The sequence below is a fragment of the Brevundimonas sp. D3-1P genome, from assembly GCF_055809335.1.
Genome location: NZ_CM147908.1, coordinates 2927394 through 2941504, shown reverse-complemented (window position 1 = coordinate 2941504; position 14111 = coordinate 2927394). Strand labels below are relative to the sequence as shown.

Sequence of the window (14111 nt, the reverse complement as noted above, 5' to 3'; positions counted from 1 at the left end):
GCCCCCGAAGAACGGGGTCCCGCCTTTCGCCGGGATGAGCGGAACCGTCAGTTCTGCACGGCCGGCGGCAGCACCAGGGCCACCCGCAGCCCCGGCCCGAAATCGCCATAGGCGCCCGGCCCCTCGTCGAGAACGACGCGGCCGCCATGCGCCTCGGCCACCGCCGTCACCAGCGACAGGCCCAGGCCCGATCCCGGCTCGGTGCGGCTGTTGTCCAGGCGCACGAACCGCTGGACCACCCGTTCGCGGTCTTCCTCCGGCACGCCCGGCCCGGTGTCGGTGACGGAATATTCGATCTCGCCCGAGGCGCGCCTGCGCGCGCGCAACTTCACCGCACCGCCGGCGGGGGTGTATTTGATGGCGTTGTCGATCAGATTGGCCAGGGCCTGGGCCAGGAAGGGCTGATTGCCCTCGATCATCAGCCCCTTTTCGATCTCGGCCGAGAAGTCGATGGCCTTGTCCTCGGCGGCGGGTTCGTAAAGCTCGGCCATATCGGCGGCCAGATCGGCGGCGTCGATCGTTTTCGGATCGGGGGCGCCGCCCGCCTGCAGCCGGGCGATGGCCAGGACGGTGTTGAAGGTCTTCAACAGGTGATCCGCCTCGTCCAGGGCGACGCCCAGGGCGTCGACCCCGTCGATCTTGCCCGCCTCGGCGTCGATCAGGGCCACCTCCAGCTTGGCCCGCATCCGCGTCAGGGGCGAGCGCAGGTCGTGGGCGATGGCGTCGCCGGCGTGACGGATCGAAGCCATCGACGCCTCCAGCCGGTCCAGCATGGTGTTCAGCCCCTGGCCCAGTTCGTCCAGTTCGTCGCCGGTGTTGCGCACGGGCGCGCGCACCTTCAGATCGCCTTCCTGCACGGCCGAGACGACCCGGTTCAGCCCGGCCATCGACTGCTCCACCCGCCGGCTGATGTAGAGCCCGCCCGCCAGGCCCAGCAGGATGACCAGGGCCATCGCGCCCCACAGCGCCTGGGTCAGGCGCGCCAGATAGGCCTCGATCCCGCCGATGTCCTCGCCCACGAACAGGGTGTCGCCCCCCGCGAGCGGCAGGATCACGCCGATGGAGCGGCGGTTCTGCACCCGCCCCTCGGCGTCGGTGCTGGTCAGGCGAAAGGTGCTCCACTCCCCCCGCCCCGCCTGGGGCGGCGCCTCCAGGTCGAAGGGCATGACCGACAGATTGCCGGTGACGATCTTCCCGTCCGGCCCGGTCAGCAGATACAGATAAGGCCCGCCGCGAACCGTGCGCTCGACCAGGGCCTGGTTCAGGGCGTCTATGCCACGCGTGCGGTGGATGGCGGTCAGGGCGCCCAGTTCGCCCTCCACATCCGCCCTGGCCCGCCCCTGCGCTTCGGACGCCGAGGCGAAATAGACATAGGCCAGGATCGCCCCCGCCGCCGCCACGAACAGCGCCAGGAACAGCAGCGTCAACCGAAACGGCGTGCGGCGAAGGACGGAGGGAAGGCGCATGAGGTTTTAGCAGCGAGTGGCGAGCGGCGAGTGGCGAGCAAGCGCAAGGACAGGCAGAGGCGTCACCGGCGGCTGGCCGTGAATCGCCGCTCGCTCGTCACCCTCTGTCATCCTCGCCGCTCGCCACTAACCACTCGCCACTCCGAAACCTACGCCTCCAGCCGATACCCCGCGCCGCGCACGGTTTGCAGCATGGCCTTGTCGAAGCCCTTGTCGATCTTGGAGCGCAGGCGGCTGATGTGGACGTCGATGACGTTGGTCTGGGGGTCGAAATGGTATTCCCACACCTTCTCAAGCAACATGGTGCGCGTCACCGACTGGCCGGCGTGGCGCATCAGGAACTCCAGCAATTGGAACTCGCGCGGCTGTAGGTCGATCTCGGTCGTTCCGCGATGCACGGTGCGGGCGATCAGATTCATCTCCAGGTCGCCGACCTTCAGCACGGTCTGAACCCCGCCCGTCTCGCGGCGGCGCGCCAGGGCCTCGACCCGCGCGATCAGTTCGGCGAAGGCGTAGGGCTTCACCAGATAGTCGTCGGCCCCGGCCTTCAGGCCCGTCACCCGATCCTCGACCTCGCCCAGGGCCGACAGGAACAGGACCGGCGTCTGATCGCCGCCCTTGCGCACCGTCTCGACCATGCCGACGCCGTCCAGGCGCGGCATCATCCGATCGACCACATAGACGTCGTAGCCGCCCTTCTGCGATTCCAGCAGGCCGAAGGCGCCGTCGACCGCATGGGTCACTTCGTGTCCCGCCTCGGACAGGCCCCGCACCATGGCGGTCGCCGCCTCGGCGTCGTCCTCGACCACCAGAATCCGCATGAACCCCTCCCGGAATCAAAATCGCCGCCGATGTTAGCGCATCGGCGGCGATTGACGAGTTAAGGCTTGGTCAGAATGCCGATCAGTTCTTCGGCAGTTCAAGAACGACCGAACGATTGCCCTGCGGCGTCCGAACCAGAAGCAGAACGCCCGGACGTCCCGCCGAGCGGGCCGCAGCTATGGCCCGCTCCAGATCGGCCGGCCCGGACAGTATTTGGTTGTTGGCTCTCAGGATCACCACGCCGGCCGGAATACCCAGTTGCGCGGCCTTGGACCCCGGAACCGTCTCCGTCACCACGACGCCCTGAATATCGGCAGGCAGATTATATTGACGCCGCGTCGCCGCATTGACCGGCGCAACCTTCATACCTTCGACCGTGGTATTGGCGACTGGTCCCTGAGGCGTTTTTTGAGGGTCGTCTCCACCCGTTGCGGCGTTCAATTCCTCGTCCGATGGACGCTTGGCCGCGCGGATGTTGATCTCCTGACGACGGCCATCGCGGATCACGGTGAAGCGCACAGTCTGTCCGGCTTCGGTCGCGGCGACCATTCGGCGCAGTTCGGTCGAACCGTCGATATTGCGGCCGTTGACCTGTACGACGATGTCGCCGACCTGCACGCCGGCCCTCTGCGCCGGTCCGTCGGGCGTCACCTCTCCGACATAGGCGCCCTTGGTGTCGGCAGGAAGCGCCAACGCCCCCACCGTGCCTGGTGGAATGTCCTGGATGCCGACGCCGACATAGCCGCGCTCGATCGTCTGCCCCTGCATCAGGCGCGTCGTAACGTTTTTGGCCGTCTCCGCCGGGATGGCGAAGCCGATGCCGACCGACCCTCCGGTGGGGGAATAGATGGCCGAGTTCACGCCGATGACGCGGCCGTAGATGTCGAAGGTCGGGCCGCCCGAGTTGCCCCGGTTGATGGCCGCGTCGATCTGGATGTAGTCGTTGTACCCCGACGGATCGATGTCGCGGGCCTTGGCCGAGACGATGCCCGCCGTGGCGGTGCCGCCCAGGCCGAAGGGGTTGCCGATGGCGATGACCCAGTCGCCGACGCGCGGCTGGGCCGTCTCTTCGAAGCTGACGTATTTGAAGTCGTTGCCCTCGACTTTGATCACGGCCAGGTCGGTGCCCGGATCGCGGCCGATCAGGCGGGCCGGCAGTTCGCGGCCGTCCGACATCTTCACCTTGATCTCGGTCGCGTCGGCGACGACGTGGTTGTTGGTGACGATGAAGCCGTCCTGCGAGATGAAGAAGCCCGAGCCGGCCCCTTGCGTCGTCTGCGGTTCGTCGCCCTGGCCGCCGCGGCCTTGCGGGGGCACGAACTGGAACGGCAGGCCGGGAATGGTGAAGGCGCCGCCCTGGGGCTGGTCGACCTTGACCGTCACGTCGATCTGGACGACGGCGGGCGCCACCTGTTCGAAGATAGTGGCGAAGCTGTTGGGCGCGCCGGGCGGCGGGGTGAAGCTGTCGCCATTGGCCGGGACGGGGGTGATGCGGTTGACCGCCTGGGGTTCGGCGTGCGCGCCGGGCCAGTTGATCACGCCGCCGGCGGTCGCCGCCGCCGCCAGGGTCAGGCCGGCCGCGGCCCCGAGAATGAACTCCTTGCGCTTCAGCATCGTGGTCCTTGCGATCCTCTTGTCCGACGCCAGGCGGGCGCCGGTTTCGCGATTGATATAGGCTGGAGGGCGTTTGCGCCAATGCCGACGTTCGATGGTTGGTCCCGACTAAAGCCCGTCGTGAGGCGAGGTTGCGTCAGGATCGCGGCGACGCTTCTCATTTCGCAGGACTTCGTCCAGCCGCCGCGCCTCGTCGGGCGTCAGGCCGGGCGTTTCGGCCGGCTTGCGTCGCGCGCGCAGCAGCAAGGCGCCCCCGGCCAGCAGCACCAGGGCGAACGGCCCGAACCACAACAGCCAGGTTCCCGCCCGCACCGGCGGGGTGAACAGCACATAGTCGCCGAACCGGCGCACCAGATCGTCGCGCACCGCCTGATCGGTGGCGCCGGCGGCGATCTCCTCGCGGATCAGGCGGCGCATGTCCCCGGCGACGCCGGCGGGGCTGTCGGCGATGGCCTCGTGCTGGCAGACCACGCAGCGCACGTCCTTGAACAGGGCCTGGGCGCGGGCCTCCTGGACTGCGTCAGGCAGGGGGCGGTCGGGCGCGGCGGGCGGTTCGGCGGCCGTCAGCATCAGCGCCAGGACCGGCGCGGCCAAGAGGACGGCCAGACGCCTCATGCCGCCTCGCGCCGTCTTTGGCCCACGCCCAGGCGCAGGCGTCGGTCCATCAGCGACAGCACGCCGCCCAGGGCCATGATCGCCGGCCCCAGGAAGATCAGCCGCGCCCAGGGATTCCAGTACAGGCGAACGACCCAGGCGGGCCGATCGGGACCGCCCGCCCGCTCGCCGATCACCACATAGACGTCGTCCAGGCCCCGGAAATCCAGCCCGACCTCGGTGGTGGTCTGGCCGCCGGCCGGAAAGAAGCGACGCTCGGCCGTGACCGTGGTCGCCCGCCCCCGGTCATCGCTCGGCCGCACCGTCAACCGCCCCTGTTCGGCCAGATAGTTCGGCCCCTCGACCACTCGCACGTCGTCCAGCGTCACGGTCCATGGCCCGGCCGACAGGCTCTGCCCCAGCATCAGCGACCGCGCCGCCTCGGCCTTGAAGCCGGTCTCGACCACCGCGCCCAGGATGAAGATCCCCAGTCCCAGATGCGCCAGGGTCATGCCCCAGGCGCCCAGCGGCAGCCCCCTGGCCCGCCGCCAGGTCTCGGCGACGGCGGCGCGGAACAGGCGGATGCGCTCCGCGACCTCGGCCAGCGACCCTGCGATCAGCCAGACCCCGACGCCGATCCCCAGCGCGGCCAGCGCCTTTCTCGGCTCCCACAGGGCGTAGGCGGCCAGCGCCGACAGGATGGCGACCCCGCCCGCTGCGGCCAGCCGCTGCATCGCGCCCGCCAGATCGCCGCGCTTCCACGCCAGCAGCGGTCCGGCCGGCAGAATCAGGAAGGCGACCATCATCAAGGGCGTGAAGGTGGCGGCGAAATAGGGCGGGCCGACCGAGATGGTCGCGCCGGACGCCGCCTCCAGGATCAGCGGATAAAGGGTGCCCAGCAGGACCGTCGCCGCCGCCGCCGTCAGGAACAGATTGTTCAGCACCAGGGCGCCTTCCCGGCTTACGGGCGCGAACACCCCGCCGCCCTTCAGCTGGGGCGCGCGCCAGGCGAACAGGGCGAAGGCGGCCCCGGCCGCGACGCCCAGGATCGCCAGCAGCATCATCCCCCGCTGAGGATCGACGGCGAAGGCGTGGACGGAGGTCAACACGCCCGAACGCACCAGAAACGCCCCCAGCATGGAGAAGGTGAAGGCCAAGAGCGCGAGGAACACCGTCCATCCCGCCAACGCCCCGCGCCGCTCGGTGACGACCGCGCTGTGCAGCAGGGCGGCCCCCGCCAGCCAGGGCATGAAGCTGGCGTTCTCGACCGGGTCCCAGAACCACCAGCCGCCCCAGCCCAGCTCGTAATAGGCCCAGAACGACCCCAGGGCGATGCCGACGGTCAGAAAGGCCCAGCTGGCCAGGGCCCAGGGCCGGACCCAGCGCCCCCACGCGGGCCAGAAGGCCGTCTGCGCCCGCCCCTCGATCAGGGCCGCGACCGCCAGGGAGAAACAGACCGAGAAACCGACATAACCCGCATAGAGCAGCGGCGGATGCACGGCCAGGGCCGGGTCTTGCAGCAGCGGGTTCAGCGACGCGCCCTGGAAAGGCGCGGGATCCAGGCGGACGAAGGGGCTGGAGGTGAAGACGGCGAAGGCCAGGAACAGCGATCCCAGCGCCCCCTGCGCCGCCACGGCCGAGGCCTTCAGCCCGAACGGCAGGCCCCGCGCCCGCGCCAGCGCGCCGCCGAACGCCGTCAGCACCAGGCACCACAGCAGAAGCGAGCCTTCGTGGCTGCCCCAGGCGCCGGCGACCTTGTACAGCATCGGCTTGTCGGTGTGGCTGTTGGCCGCCACGTTCGAGACCGAGAAGTCGGACACGACGAAGGCGTGGACCAGGGCCGCGAACGACAGGGCGACCGCCGCCGCCGCCGCCAGGGCCGCCCCTTGCGCCGCCCCGGCCAGAACCGGGCTGCGCCGCATCCGCCCCGCCGCCGACAGACCCGTCTGCAGAAGGGACAGCGCCAGCGCCAGGGCCAGGGCGAAGGCCCCGAACTCGGCGATCATAGGGGAAGGGTCTTGGCCGAAGCCGGCGCATCGGCCGACGCCGCATCCGGCCGCCACTCGCCCTTGGCCTTGATTCGGTCGGCCACCTCGCGCGGCATATAGTTCTCGTCGTGCTTGGCCAGGACCTGGCTGGCGTGGAAGGTGCGGTCCGGGCCGAACGCCCCCTGGGCCACGATCCCCTGCCCCTCGCGGAACAGGTCGGGCAGGTCGCCGTGATAGACGACGCGGGTCGCGCCGACGTTGTCGGTGACGGAAAAGGCCACGACGCCGTCGCCCGACCTGTGCACGCTGCCGACCTCGACCAGCCCTCCCAGACGGATGTTGCGTCCCTCCGGCGCCTTTTCGGCGGTGGCCTCTGACGGGGAATAGAAGAAGGTCACGCTGTCCTGCATGGCCCACAGCGACAGGCCGACGGCCAGCGCCAGGATCGGCGCCACGGCGGCGACGACCCACAGGCGACGGCGCGCCTTCGGCGATTTGGGCAGCCAGCTCATGCGACGGACCTTCGAGGTTCGACGGCGTATAGCCTCGCGGCCCCACACGACCAATGCGTCATTGAGCCATGCCTTTGGGCGGCCTCGCCTCGGGCAGGCGGCGCTCCAGGTCCTGGCGACGCGGATCGGCGGGATCGAGCGCCGCGATCAGGGGCGCCCACAGGCCGCGCGCCGCCGCCCGGTCGCCGCGTCGCAGCGCCGCCTCGCCCAAAAAGAAGCGCGCCCCCAGTTGGCCGGGGTCCAGGGTCAGCGCCTGGCGAAAGGCCGCCTCGGCGTCCCCGCCGATCTGGTTGTCATTGGCCACGACCAGGCTTTCGCCTAGCCGCGCCCAGGCCTGGGCGTCCTTGGGATCGAGGTCGATCAGCCGGCGAAAGGCCGAGGCCGCCCCCAGCGGATGGTCGGCGGCGAAGCGCGCGGCGCCCAGCATGGCCAGGGCCTGGCGATCGCCCGGCCGTTCCCGGGCGACGCGGGCGGCGACCGCCGCCAGCTGCGTCGGGGCCAGTCCCTCCAGATCGGCGGACCAGGCGTCGACCCGCCGCTCATAGGCCTGATCCGGCAGGCCGGGCGTTCCTGTCGCGACATAGAGGCCCAGGGCGCCGGCCACCGTGACGCCGATCCCGGCCAGCACCCACAGCCTGTCCCTGGCGCCCGCCACGGGCGCCGTCGTCGCGGCCGTGGCCAACAGCCGGCGTCCCGCCTCGGCCCGCGCCGAGGCATGGGCGTCGTCGTCCAGCAGGCCGCGCGCCTTCAGCCGATCCAGCGCCTCGATCTCGCGCGCGCCGGCTTGCGTCTCCACGCCCGACGCCGGTTCGGCGCCGCGCCGCGCGCCGGCCAGCACCAACAGAGCGGCCAGGGCCGCCGCCAGTCCCGTCATCATCCAGAAGGCGATCATGATCAGGGTCTAGCCGAACAACGAGCGTCGGGCGAGACGCTCCTTCGGCCCTCATTGCGGCAGCAGGGCCGTTTCCGCCGTCGCCGCCCGCCGCCGGATCGCGCGCGCCGCCTCCAGCGCCTCGATCGTCGTCAGGAACCGCGCCGCGATCCCGACCAGCCGCAGCGCATGGTCGGGATCGTCGACCTCGCCGTCCGCCACCCCGTCCAGCGCCTCGTTGGCCCAGGCGGACAGATAGTCGGTCATCTCGGTCTTCAGCGCCGCCCGGTCCGCCTCGCAGCCGAAGGTGACAGCCGCGCCGCGCAGGGCCGACACCGCCGCCAGCAGGGCCGCCGCCGCCTCGATCGGCTCGCCCTCCGCCGGCGCCTCCAGCCACGGGCACATCCGGGTCATGCGGCCGGCGATGGTGCGCCGTTTCATCGGCAGGGCGGCCTGCACCGCCGCCGCCGTCGACTTCATCAGGCCCGACAACTGGCCCGAGACCTGCACCCGCGCCATCCGCGCCGTCTTGCCCCAGCTGGAATCGGGCCGGATCTGCAGGGTCATGTCCATCTCGGCCAGGACGCCGGCGCACCAGCCGACCTGTTCGACAACCGTCCGCATGGCGTCCTCGGCCAGGGACGACCGAAGGGCCGCCACCTGCCGCACCCGCGCCTGGACCGAGGCCAGCAGCCGTTCGACGAAGACGCCCATCTCCGAATGGCTCAGCGTCACCTCGCGGTCGGCCAAACGGCTGGTGCGCGTCACCACCCGCAGCATCCGCTCGGCGTCCGCCACATGGGCGAACAGGATGTCGATCATCCGCCGCCCACCGTCGGGCGACACGGCCAGACTGTCCTGGATCAGCAGCCGCAGCCCGGCCAGTTGATTGTCGTCGGGCCGCTCCAGCCAGACCGACAGGCGCGGCAGAGCCGTGCGCGCCAGGGGCGTCAGGTCGAAACAGCCCGCCAGTTCGGACGGGGTGCAAGGCGGCGCCCCCTCTGGCGGGCGCTGAAAGTCGGGCCAGACATCGCGCGGGCGATCGCGCAGCACCGCCGCGGCCCGCGCGCACAGCCGGTCCGCCGCCAGGGTCCATTCGCCGTCCGCGGCGCCGGCCCCGTCCAGCAGCGGCAGGAATGCCTCTTCCCCGATCACCGCCTCGCGCCATACGCGCTTCAGCACCGCCGGCGGAAAGGTCAGGGCCGGCACGCCATCGGCGCGGGGCCGAAACAGCGGCGTCAGCGGCGCGAAGGCGGTGGCGCGTCGGGCGCGGTCGCGCGCTTCGTCGCCCACGATGACGGCCAGTTCCGACGCCTTGTCGCCCTGCAGCGCCGCCACCGCCCCGCCCAGCTGCGCCAGCGACGCATCGAGACAGGCCTCGACGACCGCCTTCAGGGCGGCGCGGTGGGCGGGGGACAGGGACGACACGCGAAGCTCCCGTCGATGAAATACAGACCGTCAGGGTGCGCCATTCGGGTTAACAACGGCTTGGCGGGCGCGCCTGCCCCTTGAGCGACGGTCAGGGCGCGCCATATTGCCGCCACGCCCGGCGACGCGCCTTGGCGCCCGCCACGCCAGGAGCCTTTATGCCCGTTATCAAGATCGACGGCCTGACCAAGACCTACAAGTCCGGGCTCCAGGCGTTGAAGCGCATCGACCTGAGCATCGAGAAGGGTGAAATCTTCGCCCTTCTGGGTCCGAACGGGGCGGGCAAGACCACCCTGATCTCCATCATCTGCGGCATCGTCACCCCCTCGACGGGCACGGTGGTCGCCGACGGTCACGACATCCAGTCCGACTTCCGCGCCGCCCGCACCAAGATCGGCCTGGTGCCGCAGGAACTGACCACCGACGCCTTCGAGACGGTCATGGCCACCGTCACCTTCAGCCGGGGTTTGTTCGGCAAGGCGCCGAATCCGGCCTTCATCGAACGCCTGCTGCGCGACCTGTCGCTGTGGGACAAGCGCGACGCCAAGCTGCGCACCCTGTCGGGCGGAATGAAGCGTCGGGTGATGATCGCCAAGGCGCTGAGCCACGAGCCGGACATCCTGTTCCTGGACGAACCCACGGCCGGGGTGGACGTCGAACTGCGCCGCGACATGTGGGCGATGGTCAGGAGACTGCGCGAACGCGGCGTCACCATCATCTTGACCACCCACTATATCGAAGAGGCCGAGGAGATGGCCGATCGCATCGGGGTGATCCTGAAGGGCGAACTGATCCTGGTCGAGGAAAAGACCGCCCTGATGAAGACGCTGGGCAGGAAGACCCTGACCCTTAACCTGGTCGAGCCGCTGGCCGCCCTGCCCGTCGAACTGGCCGATTGGGACCTGACGCTGAAATCCGACGGGGGCGAGCTGGAATACAGTTTCGACGCCAACGCCGACGATACGGGCGTGCCGTCGCTGATCCGCCGGCTCGAGGGGCTGAACATCGGGTTCAAGGATCTGAACACCCGCCAGAGCTCGCTGGAAGACATCTTCGTCAGCCTGGTCCACACCAACGGAGCCGCCGCATGACCTTCAACGCCTATGGGGTCTGGGCCATCTATCGTTTCGAGATGGCGCGGTCGCTGCGCACCATCTGGCAGAGCATCGTCACCCCGGTCATCACCACCGCCCTGTATTTCGTCGTCTTCGGCGGCGCGATCGGCAGCCGGATGCAGGAAGTCGGCGGCGTGCCCTACGGCGCCTTCATCGTGCCGGGTCTGATCATGCTCAGCCTGTTCACCCAGTCGATCTTCAACGCCTCCTTCGGCATCTACTTCCCCAAGTTCACGGGGACGATCTACGAGATATTGTCGGCCCCGGTGTCGTCGCTGGAGATCGTGCTGGCCTATGTCGGGGCGGCGGCGACCAAGTCGGCGGTGCTGGGCCTGATCATCCTGGCCACGGCGGCCTTCTTCGTGCCGCTGCAGATTCTGCATCCGGTCTGGATGATGGCCTTTTTGGTCCTGATCTCGGTGACGTTCAGCCTGTTCGGCTTCATCATCGGCGTCTGGGCCGACGGGTTCGAACAGCTTCAGATGATCCCGATGCTGATCGTGACCCCCCTGACCTTTCTGGGCGGGGCCTTCTATTCCATCGACATGCTGCCGGAGGGGTGGCGCGCCGTGACCCTGTTCAACCCGGTGGTCTATCTGATCTCTGGCTTCCGCTGGGCCTTCTACGGCCAGGGGGACGTGGCGGTCGGGATCAGCGTGGCGGCGACCCTGGGCTTCTTCGCCGTCTGCCTGGCCATCGTCATGTGGATGTTCAAGACCGGCTATCGGCTCAAGAACTGAGCCGTCACGAAACGGGCCAGATCGCCAGCGATTGAGGGACCATGTCCGACGACCAGAAGACCCCGCCCGAACCCGCCCGCCCCGAGCCCTTCGCCCGGAAGCCGGTGCAATGGGGACGCATGCCCGCGACCACCTTCCACGTCGGGCCGGTGCCGGTCGCGGCCAATCCGCTGGATCGCATCCCCAATCCGCCGCCCAAGGCGGCGTCGGCCCGACAGCCGCGCGACATCCGCGATCAGAGCCTGGCCTCGGGCGTCGCGCCCACGCCTGCCCGGCCCGCGTCGACGCCGCCTGCGCCCGCGGGGCCCAGGCCGCCGCGTCCGCAGACCGGAAGCATACTGGGCGGCTCGCTGATCCCGACCGCGCGCCCGGCCCAGCCCTCGACGACGCCCCGGCCCGCGCCGCAAGCCGCCCCGTCGCCTGACACAGATCTGACCGTGCGCCCGTTGCCGACGCCGCAGGCCGCGCCCGCCCCTACGCCGAAGCCCGCCGACGCCGCGCCGGTCGCGGGCAAACCCGTCGTCGCCCCGCCTGTCGCCCCGCGACCTGTCGTCGGGGCGCCTCCTCAAGCGACGCCCGGTTTCGCCCATGCGCCGGCCAGGCCTTCGCGCCTGCCGCTCTACGTCGGCGCGGGCGTCGCCGCCCTGCTGGCGATCGGCGGGGGCGTCTGGTTCGCCCTGCGCCCCGCCCAGCCGACCGCATCGGCCGAGACGGCCGCCGCGCTTGACGAAGCGCCGCTGACCACGCCTCCGGCCGAGACGGTCCCCACGGGCGCCGCCGGGGTTCAGGCCGAAACGCCGACGTCCGCCACCCCGGCGCCCGCCCCAGCGCCCGCAGCGGCCCCAGCCCTGACACAGACCGCTCCGACCCTGCGCGCGGCACCGACAGCGCCCCCGCCGGCCGCTCAGACTCGTCCGGCGACCGTTGCGCGGCAACCGTCGGCGGCTGCGGCCCAGCCTGCGCCGACGCCCGCTCCGACCGCCGCCCCCCCGCCGACGGTGATCGTGCCGACGACGCCGACGCCCGCCCCGACCGCCGCCCGCCCCACAAGCAGCGATCCCGACGCCCCGGTCGTGACGCGGCCGCAACCGCTGGATTGATCGCGACTTTCGCGCCGCCAGAGGTGACGAAACGGCCCGGAGCCCCTACCTAGCGTCCATGACCGTTCACGCCGCCCCGCCGCCCATCCTCGACGCCGCCGGCGTAGATGCCGACGAAGCCCTGTCGATCCTGAAGACCGCCCTGGCCGGGGCCGACGACGGCGAACTGTTTCTGGAGCGGTCCGAGAGCGAAAGCCTGGTCTTCGACGACGGGCGGCTGAAGTCCGCCGCCTATGACGCCACAGAAGGCTTCGGCCTTAGGGTCGTGGCGGGCGAGACGGCCGGATACGCCCACGCCAACGAGATTTCCGCCGCCGCCCTGCGCCGCGCCGCCGACAGCGCCGCCCTTGCGAAACAGGGCCACGCCGCCATGGTCGCCGACGGCCCGCGCGCCACCAATCAGAAACTGTATGGCGAGGTCGATCCCCTCGCCTCGCCCGCCTTCTCCGACAAGATCGCCCTGCTGGCCGAGATCGACGCCTGGGCGCGCGCGCGCGATCCGCGCGTGGTCCAGGTGTCCGCCTCCCTGATCGGGGAACGCCGGGCCATCGAGATCCTGCGCGCCGACGCGCGGGCGGTGCGCGATGTCCGCCCCCTGGTCCGGCTGAACGTCTCGGTTACGGTCGAGCAGAACGGAAAGCGCGAAAGCGCCTCGTCCGGCGCCGGCGGCCGGGCCGGATTCGAGGCCTGGATCGCCCCCGAACGCTGGCAGGCCCAGGTGGACGAGGCCCTGCGCCAGGCCCTGGTCAATCTGGACGCCGTCGACTGCCCGGCGGGCGAGATGGACGTGGTCCTGGGCGCCGGCTGGCCAGGCGTCCTGCTGCACGAGGCCATCGGCCACGGCTTCGAGGGCGACTTCCACAGGAAGGGCAGTTCCGTCTTCAACGGCATGATGGGCCAGCGCGTCGCCGCCCCCGGCGTGACGGTTGTCGACGACGGCTCCATCGCCGGGCGTCGCGGCTCCCTGTCGGTCGACGACGAGGGCACCCCGACCCAGCGCACCGTCCTGATCGAGGACGGGATAATGGTCGGACTGATGCACGACCGTCTGTCGGCGCGCCAGTTGGGCGTCGCCGCCACCGGCAACGGCCGCCGCCAGTCCTTCGCCCACATGCCCATGCCGCGCATGACCAACACCTTCATGGAGGGCGGCCGGGACTCCAAGGCCGACATGATCGCCAATACGAAGCGCGGCCTCTACGCCGCCAACTTCTCGGGCGGCCAGGTGGACATCACGAACGGCAAGTTCGTGTTCCAGTGCAACGAAGCCTATCTGATCGAGGACGGCGTCATCACCGCCCCGGTGCGGGGCGCGACCCTGATCGGGGACGGCGCCACGGCCCTGACGAAGATCCAGATGATCGGCGACGACTTCGCCTTCGATCCCGGCGTCGGCGTCTGCGGCAAGGCCGGCCAGGGCGTGCCCGTGGGCATCGGCCAGCCCAGCCTCAAGATCGGCGGCCTGACGGTGGGCGGCACGGCGGTCTGACCCGCTCGGAACCGGATCGCACGACCGGGTGTTTCTCCGCCACAACGGAGAGGAAGCCGCAATGCCCACCGAACGCACTGTCGAACACCCCGATGGCCGGGTCGAACGCATCACCGAAACCGGCGCCGCCCCGACCGTGGTCGAGCGTCGCGGCGGCGGCGCCGGCGCCGTCGTCGCGCTGATCATCGGCCTTTTGGCCGTGGTGGTGATCGGCTATTTCCTGATGAACATGAACCGCAACGACGCGGTCGAATCCAACGCCGTCGCGGGCGCGGCCGAAAGCGTCGGCAATGCTGCGGACAATATCGGCAAGGCGGCGCGCGACGCCGTGCCGGAACGCCCCTCGGCCCCGTAACGCCGAGCCGCGATACG

At 70.5% G+C, this 14111-nt stretch carries 13 protein-coding genes; 5 read left to right on the top strand and 8 right to left on the bottom strand.

Annotation, left to right across the window (positions count from 1 at the left end):
* Positions 1-47: 47 nt before the first annotated feature.
* From AC0L6G_RS14870 to AC0L6G_RS14835, 8 genes are all read right to left on the bottom strand, one after another.
* Positions 48-1466, bottom strand: a complete 1419-nt coding sequence (locus tag AC0L6G_RS14870) for a sensor histidine kinase (protein WP_293825199.1) — start codon at positions 1464-1466, stop codon at positions 48-50.
* A 149-nt stretch (positions 1467-1615) separates the two neighbouring features.
* On the bottom strand, positions 1616-2287 hold the full coding sequence (locus tag AC0L6G_RS14865) for a response regulator transcription factor (RefSeq protein ID WP_291538065.1): 672 nt from the start codon (positions 2285-2287) through the stop codon (positions 1616-1618).
* An 82-nt stretch (positions 2288-2369) separates the two neighbouring features.
* On the bottom strand, positions 2370-3902 hold the full coding sequence (locus AC0L6G_RS14860; protein WP_473252544.1) for a Do family serine endopeptidase: 1533 nt from the start codon (positions 3900-3902) through the stop codon (positions 2370-2372).
* Between the two features lie 108 nt (positions 3903-4010).
* On the bottom strand, positions 4011-4517 hold the full coding sequence (locus AC0L6G_RS14855; protein ID WP_293825195.1) for a cytochrome c-type biogenesis protein: 507 nt from the start codon (positions 4515-4517) through the stop codon (positions 4011-4013).
* Positions 4514-6502 carry a heme lyase CcmF/NrfE family subunit gene (locus tag AC0L6G_RS14850; RefSeq protein WP_293825193.1) on the bottom strand — a complete coding sequence of 663 codons (1989 nt, stop codon included), beginning with the start codon at positions 6500-6502 and terminating at the stop codon, positions 4514-4516. The genes AC0L6G_RS14855 and AC0L6G_RS14850 overlap by 4 nt, the downstream gene beginning before the upstream one ends.
* The gene (gene ccmE / locus AC0L6G_RS14845; protein ID WP_291538074.1) at positions 6499-6996 is read right to left on the bottom strand and encodes a cytochrome c maturation protein CcmE; all 498 of its coding nucleotides are present in this window, start codon (positions 6994-6996) and stop codon (positions 6499-6501) included. Before ccmE ends, AC0L6G_RS14850 begins: the two co-directional genes overlap by 4 nt.
* A 58-nt stretch (positions 6997-7054) precedes the next feature.
* Positions 7055-7888: a c-type cytochrome biogenesis protein CcmI gene (gene ccmI / locus AC0L6G_RS14840; protein ID WP_473252543.1), complete on the bottom strand. Its 834-nt coding sequence runs from the start codon at positions 7886-7888 to the stop codon at positions 7055-7057.
* Positions 7889-7939: 51 nt separating this feature from the next.
* A complete protein-coding gene (locus AC0L6G_RS14835) occupies positions 7940-9295 on the bottom strand; it encodes a hypothetical protein (RefSeq protein WP_473252542.1) in 1356 nt (451 codons plus the stop codon).
* Positions 9296-9453: 158 nt separating this feature from the next.
* Between AC0L6G_RS14835 and AC0L6G_RS14830 the strand changes: the two genes are divergently transcribed.
* The 5 genes from AC0L6G_RS14830 to AC0L6G_RS14810 all read left to right on the top strand — a co-directional run bounded on the left by AC0L6G_RS14830 (position 9454) and on the right by AC0L6G_RS14810 (position 14094).
* Positions 9454-10386: an ABC transporter ATP-binding protein gene (locus AC0L6G_RS14830; protein WP_293825188.1), complete on the top strand. Its 933-nt coding sequence runs from the start codon at positions 9454-9456 to the stop codon at positions 10384-10386.
* Positions 10383-11150, top strand: coding sequence for an ABC transporter permease (locus AC0L6G_RS14825; RefSeq protein WP_293825186.1), 768 nt, complete (start codon positions 10383-10385; stop codon positions 11148-11150). The genes AC0L6G_RS14830 and AC0L6G_RS14825 overlap by 4 nt, the downstream gene beginning before the upstream one ends.
* Before the next feature lie 41 nt (positions 11151-11191).
* Entirely contained in the window at positions 11192-12250 is a 1059-nt protein-coding gene (locus AC0L6G_RS14820) for a hypothetical protein (protein ID WP_473252541.1), read from the top strand.
* A 58-nt stretch (positions 12251-12308) separates the two neighbouring features.
* Entirely contained in the window at positions 12309-13739 is a 1431-nt protein-coding gene (gene tldD, locus AC0L6G_RS14815) for a metalloprotease TldD (protein ID WP_473252540.1), read from the top strand.
* Positions 13740-13800: 61 nt separating this feature from the next.
* Positions 13801-14094, top strand: coding sequence for a hypothetical protein (locus AC0L6G_RS14810; RefSeq protein ID WP_293828434.1), 294 nt, complete (start codon positions 13801-13803; stop codon positions 14092-14094).
* Positions 14095-14111 lie beyond the last annotated feature (17 nt).

What these genes read in the sequence shown, in the direction of transcription:
- AC0L6G_RS14825 (WP_293825186.1), top strand. Translation starts at nt 10,383, where the DNA reads ATGACCTTCAACGCCTATGGGGTCTGGGCCATCTATCGTTTCGAGATG.
- AC0L6G_RS14865 (WP_291538065.1), bottom strand. Translation starts at nt 2,287, where the DNA reads ATGCGGATTCTGGTGGTCGAGGACGACGCCGAGGCGGCGACCGCCATG.
- ccmI (WP_473252543.1), bottom strand. Translation starts at nt 7,888, where the DNA reads ATGATCGCCTTCTGGATGATGACGGGACTGGCGGCGGCCCTGGCCGCT.
- AC0L6G_RS14850 (WP_293825193.1), bottom strand. Translation starts at nt 6,502, where the DNA reads ATGATCGCCGAGTTCGGGGCCTTCGCCCTGGCCCTGGCGCTGGCGCTG.
- AC0L6G_RS14855 (WP_293825195.1), bottom strand. Translation starts at nt 4,517, where the DNA reads ATGAGGCGTCTGGCCGTCCTCTTGGCCGCGCCGGTCCTGGCGCTGATG.
- AC0L6G_RS14830 (WP_293825188.1), top strand. Translation starts at nt 9,454, where the DNA reads ATGCCCGTTATCAAGATCGACGGCCTGACCAAGACCTACAAGTCCGGG.
- ccmE (WP_291538074.1), bottom strand. Translation starts at nt 6,996, where the DNA reads ATGAGCTGGCTGCCCAAATCGCCGAAGGCGCGCCGTCGCCTGTGGGTC.
- AC0L6G_RS14870 (WP_293825199.1), bottom strand. Translation starts at nt 1,466, where the DNA reads ATGCGCCTTCCCTCCGTCCTTCGCCGCACGCCGTTTCGGTTGACGCTG.
- AC0L6G_RS14810 (WP_293828434.1), top strand. Translation starts at nt 13,801, where the DNA reads ATGCCCACCGAACGCACTGTCGAACACCCCGATGGCCGGGTCGAACGC.
- tldD (WP_473252540.1), top strand. Translation starts at nt 12,309, where the DNA reads ATGACCGTTCACGCCGCCCCGCCGCCCATCCTCGACGCCGCCGGCGTA.
- AC0L6G_RS14820 (WP_473252541.1), top strand. Translation starts at nt 11,192, where the DNA reads ATGTCCGACGACCAGAAGACCCCGCCCGAACCCGCCCGCCCCGAGCCC.
- AC0L6G_RS14860 (WP_473252544.1), bottom strand. Translation starts at nt 3,902, where the DNA reads ATGCTGAAGCGCAAGGAGTTCATTCTCGGGGCCGCGGCCGGCCTGACC.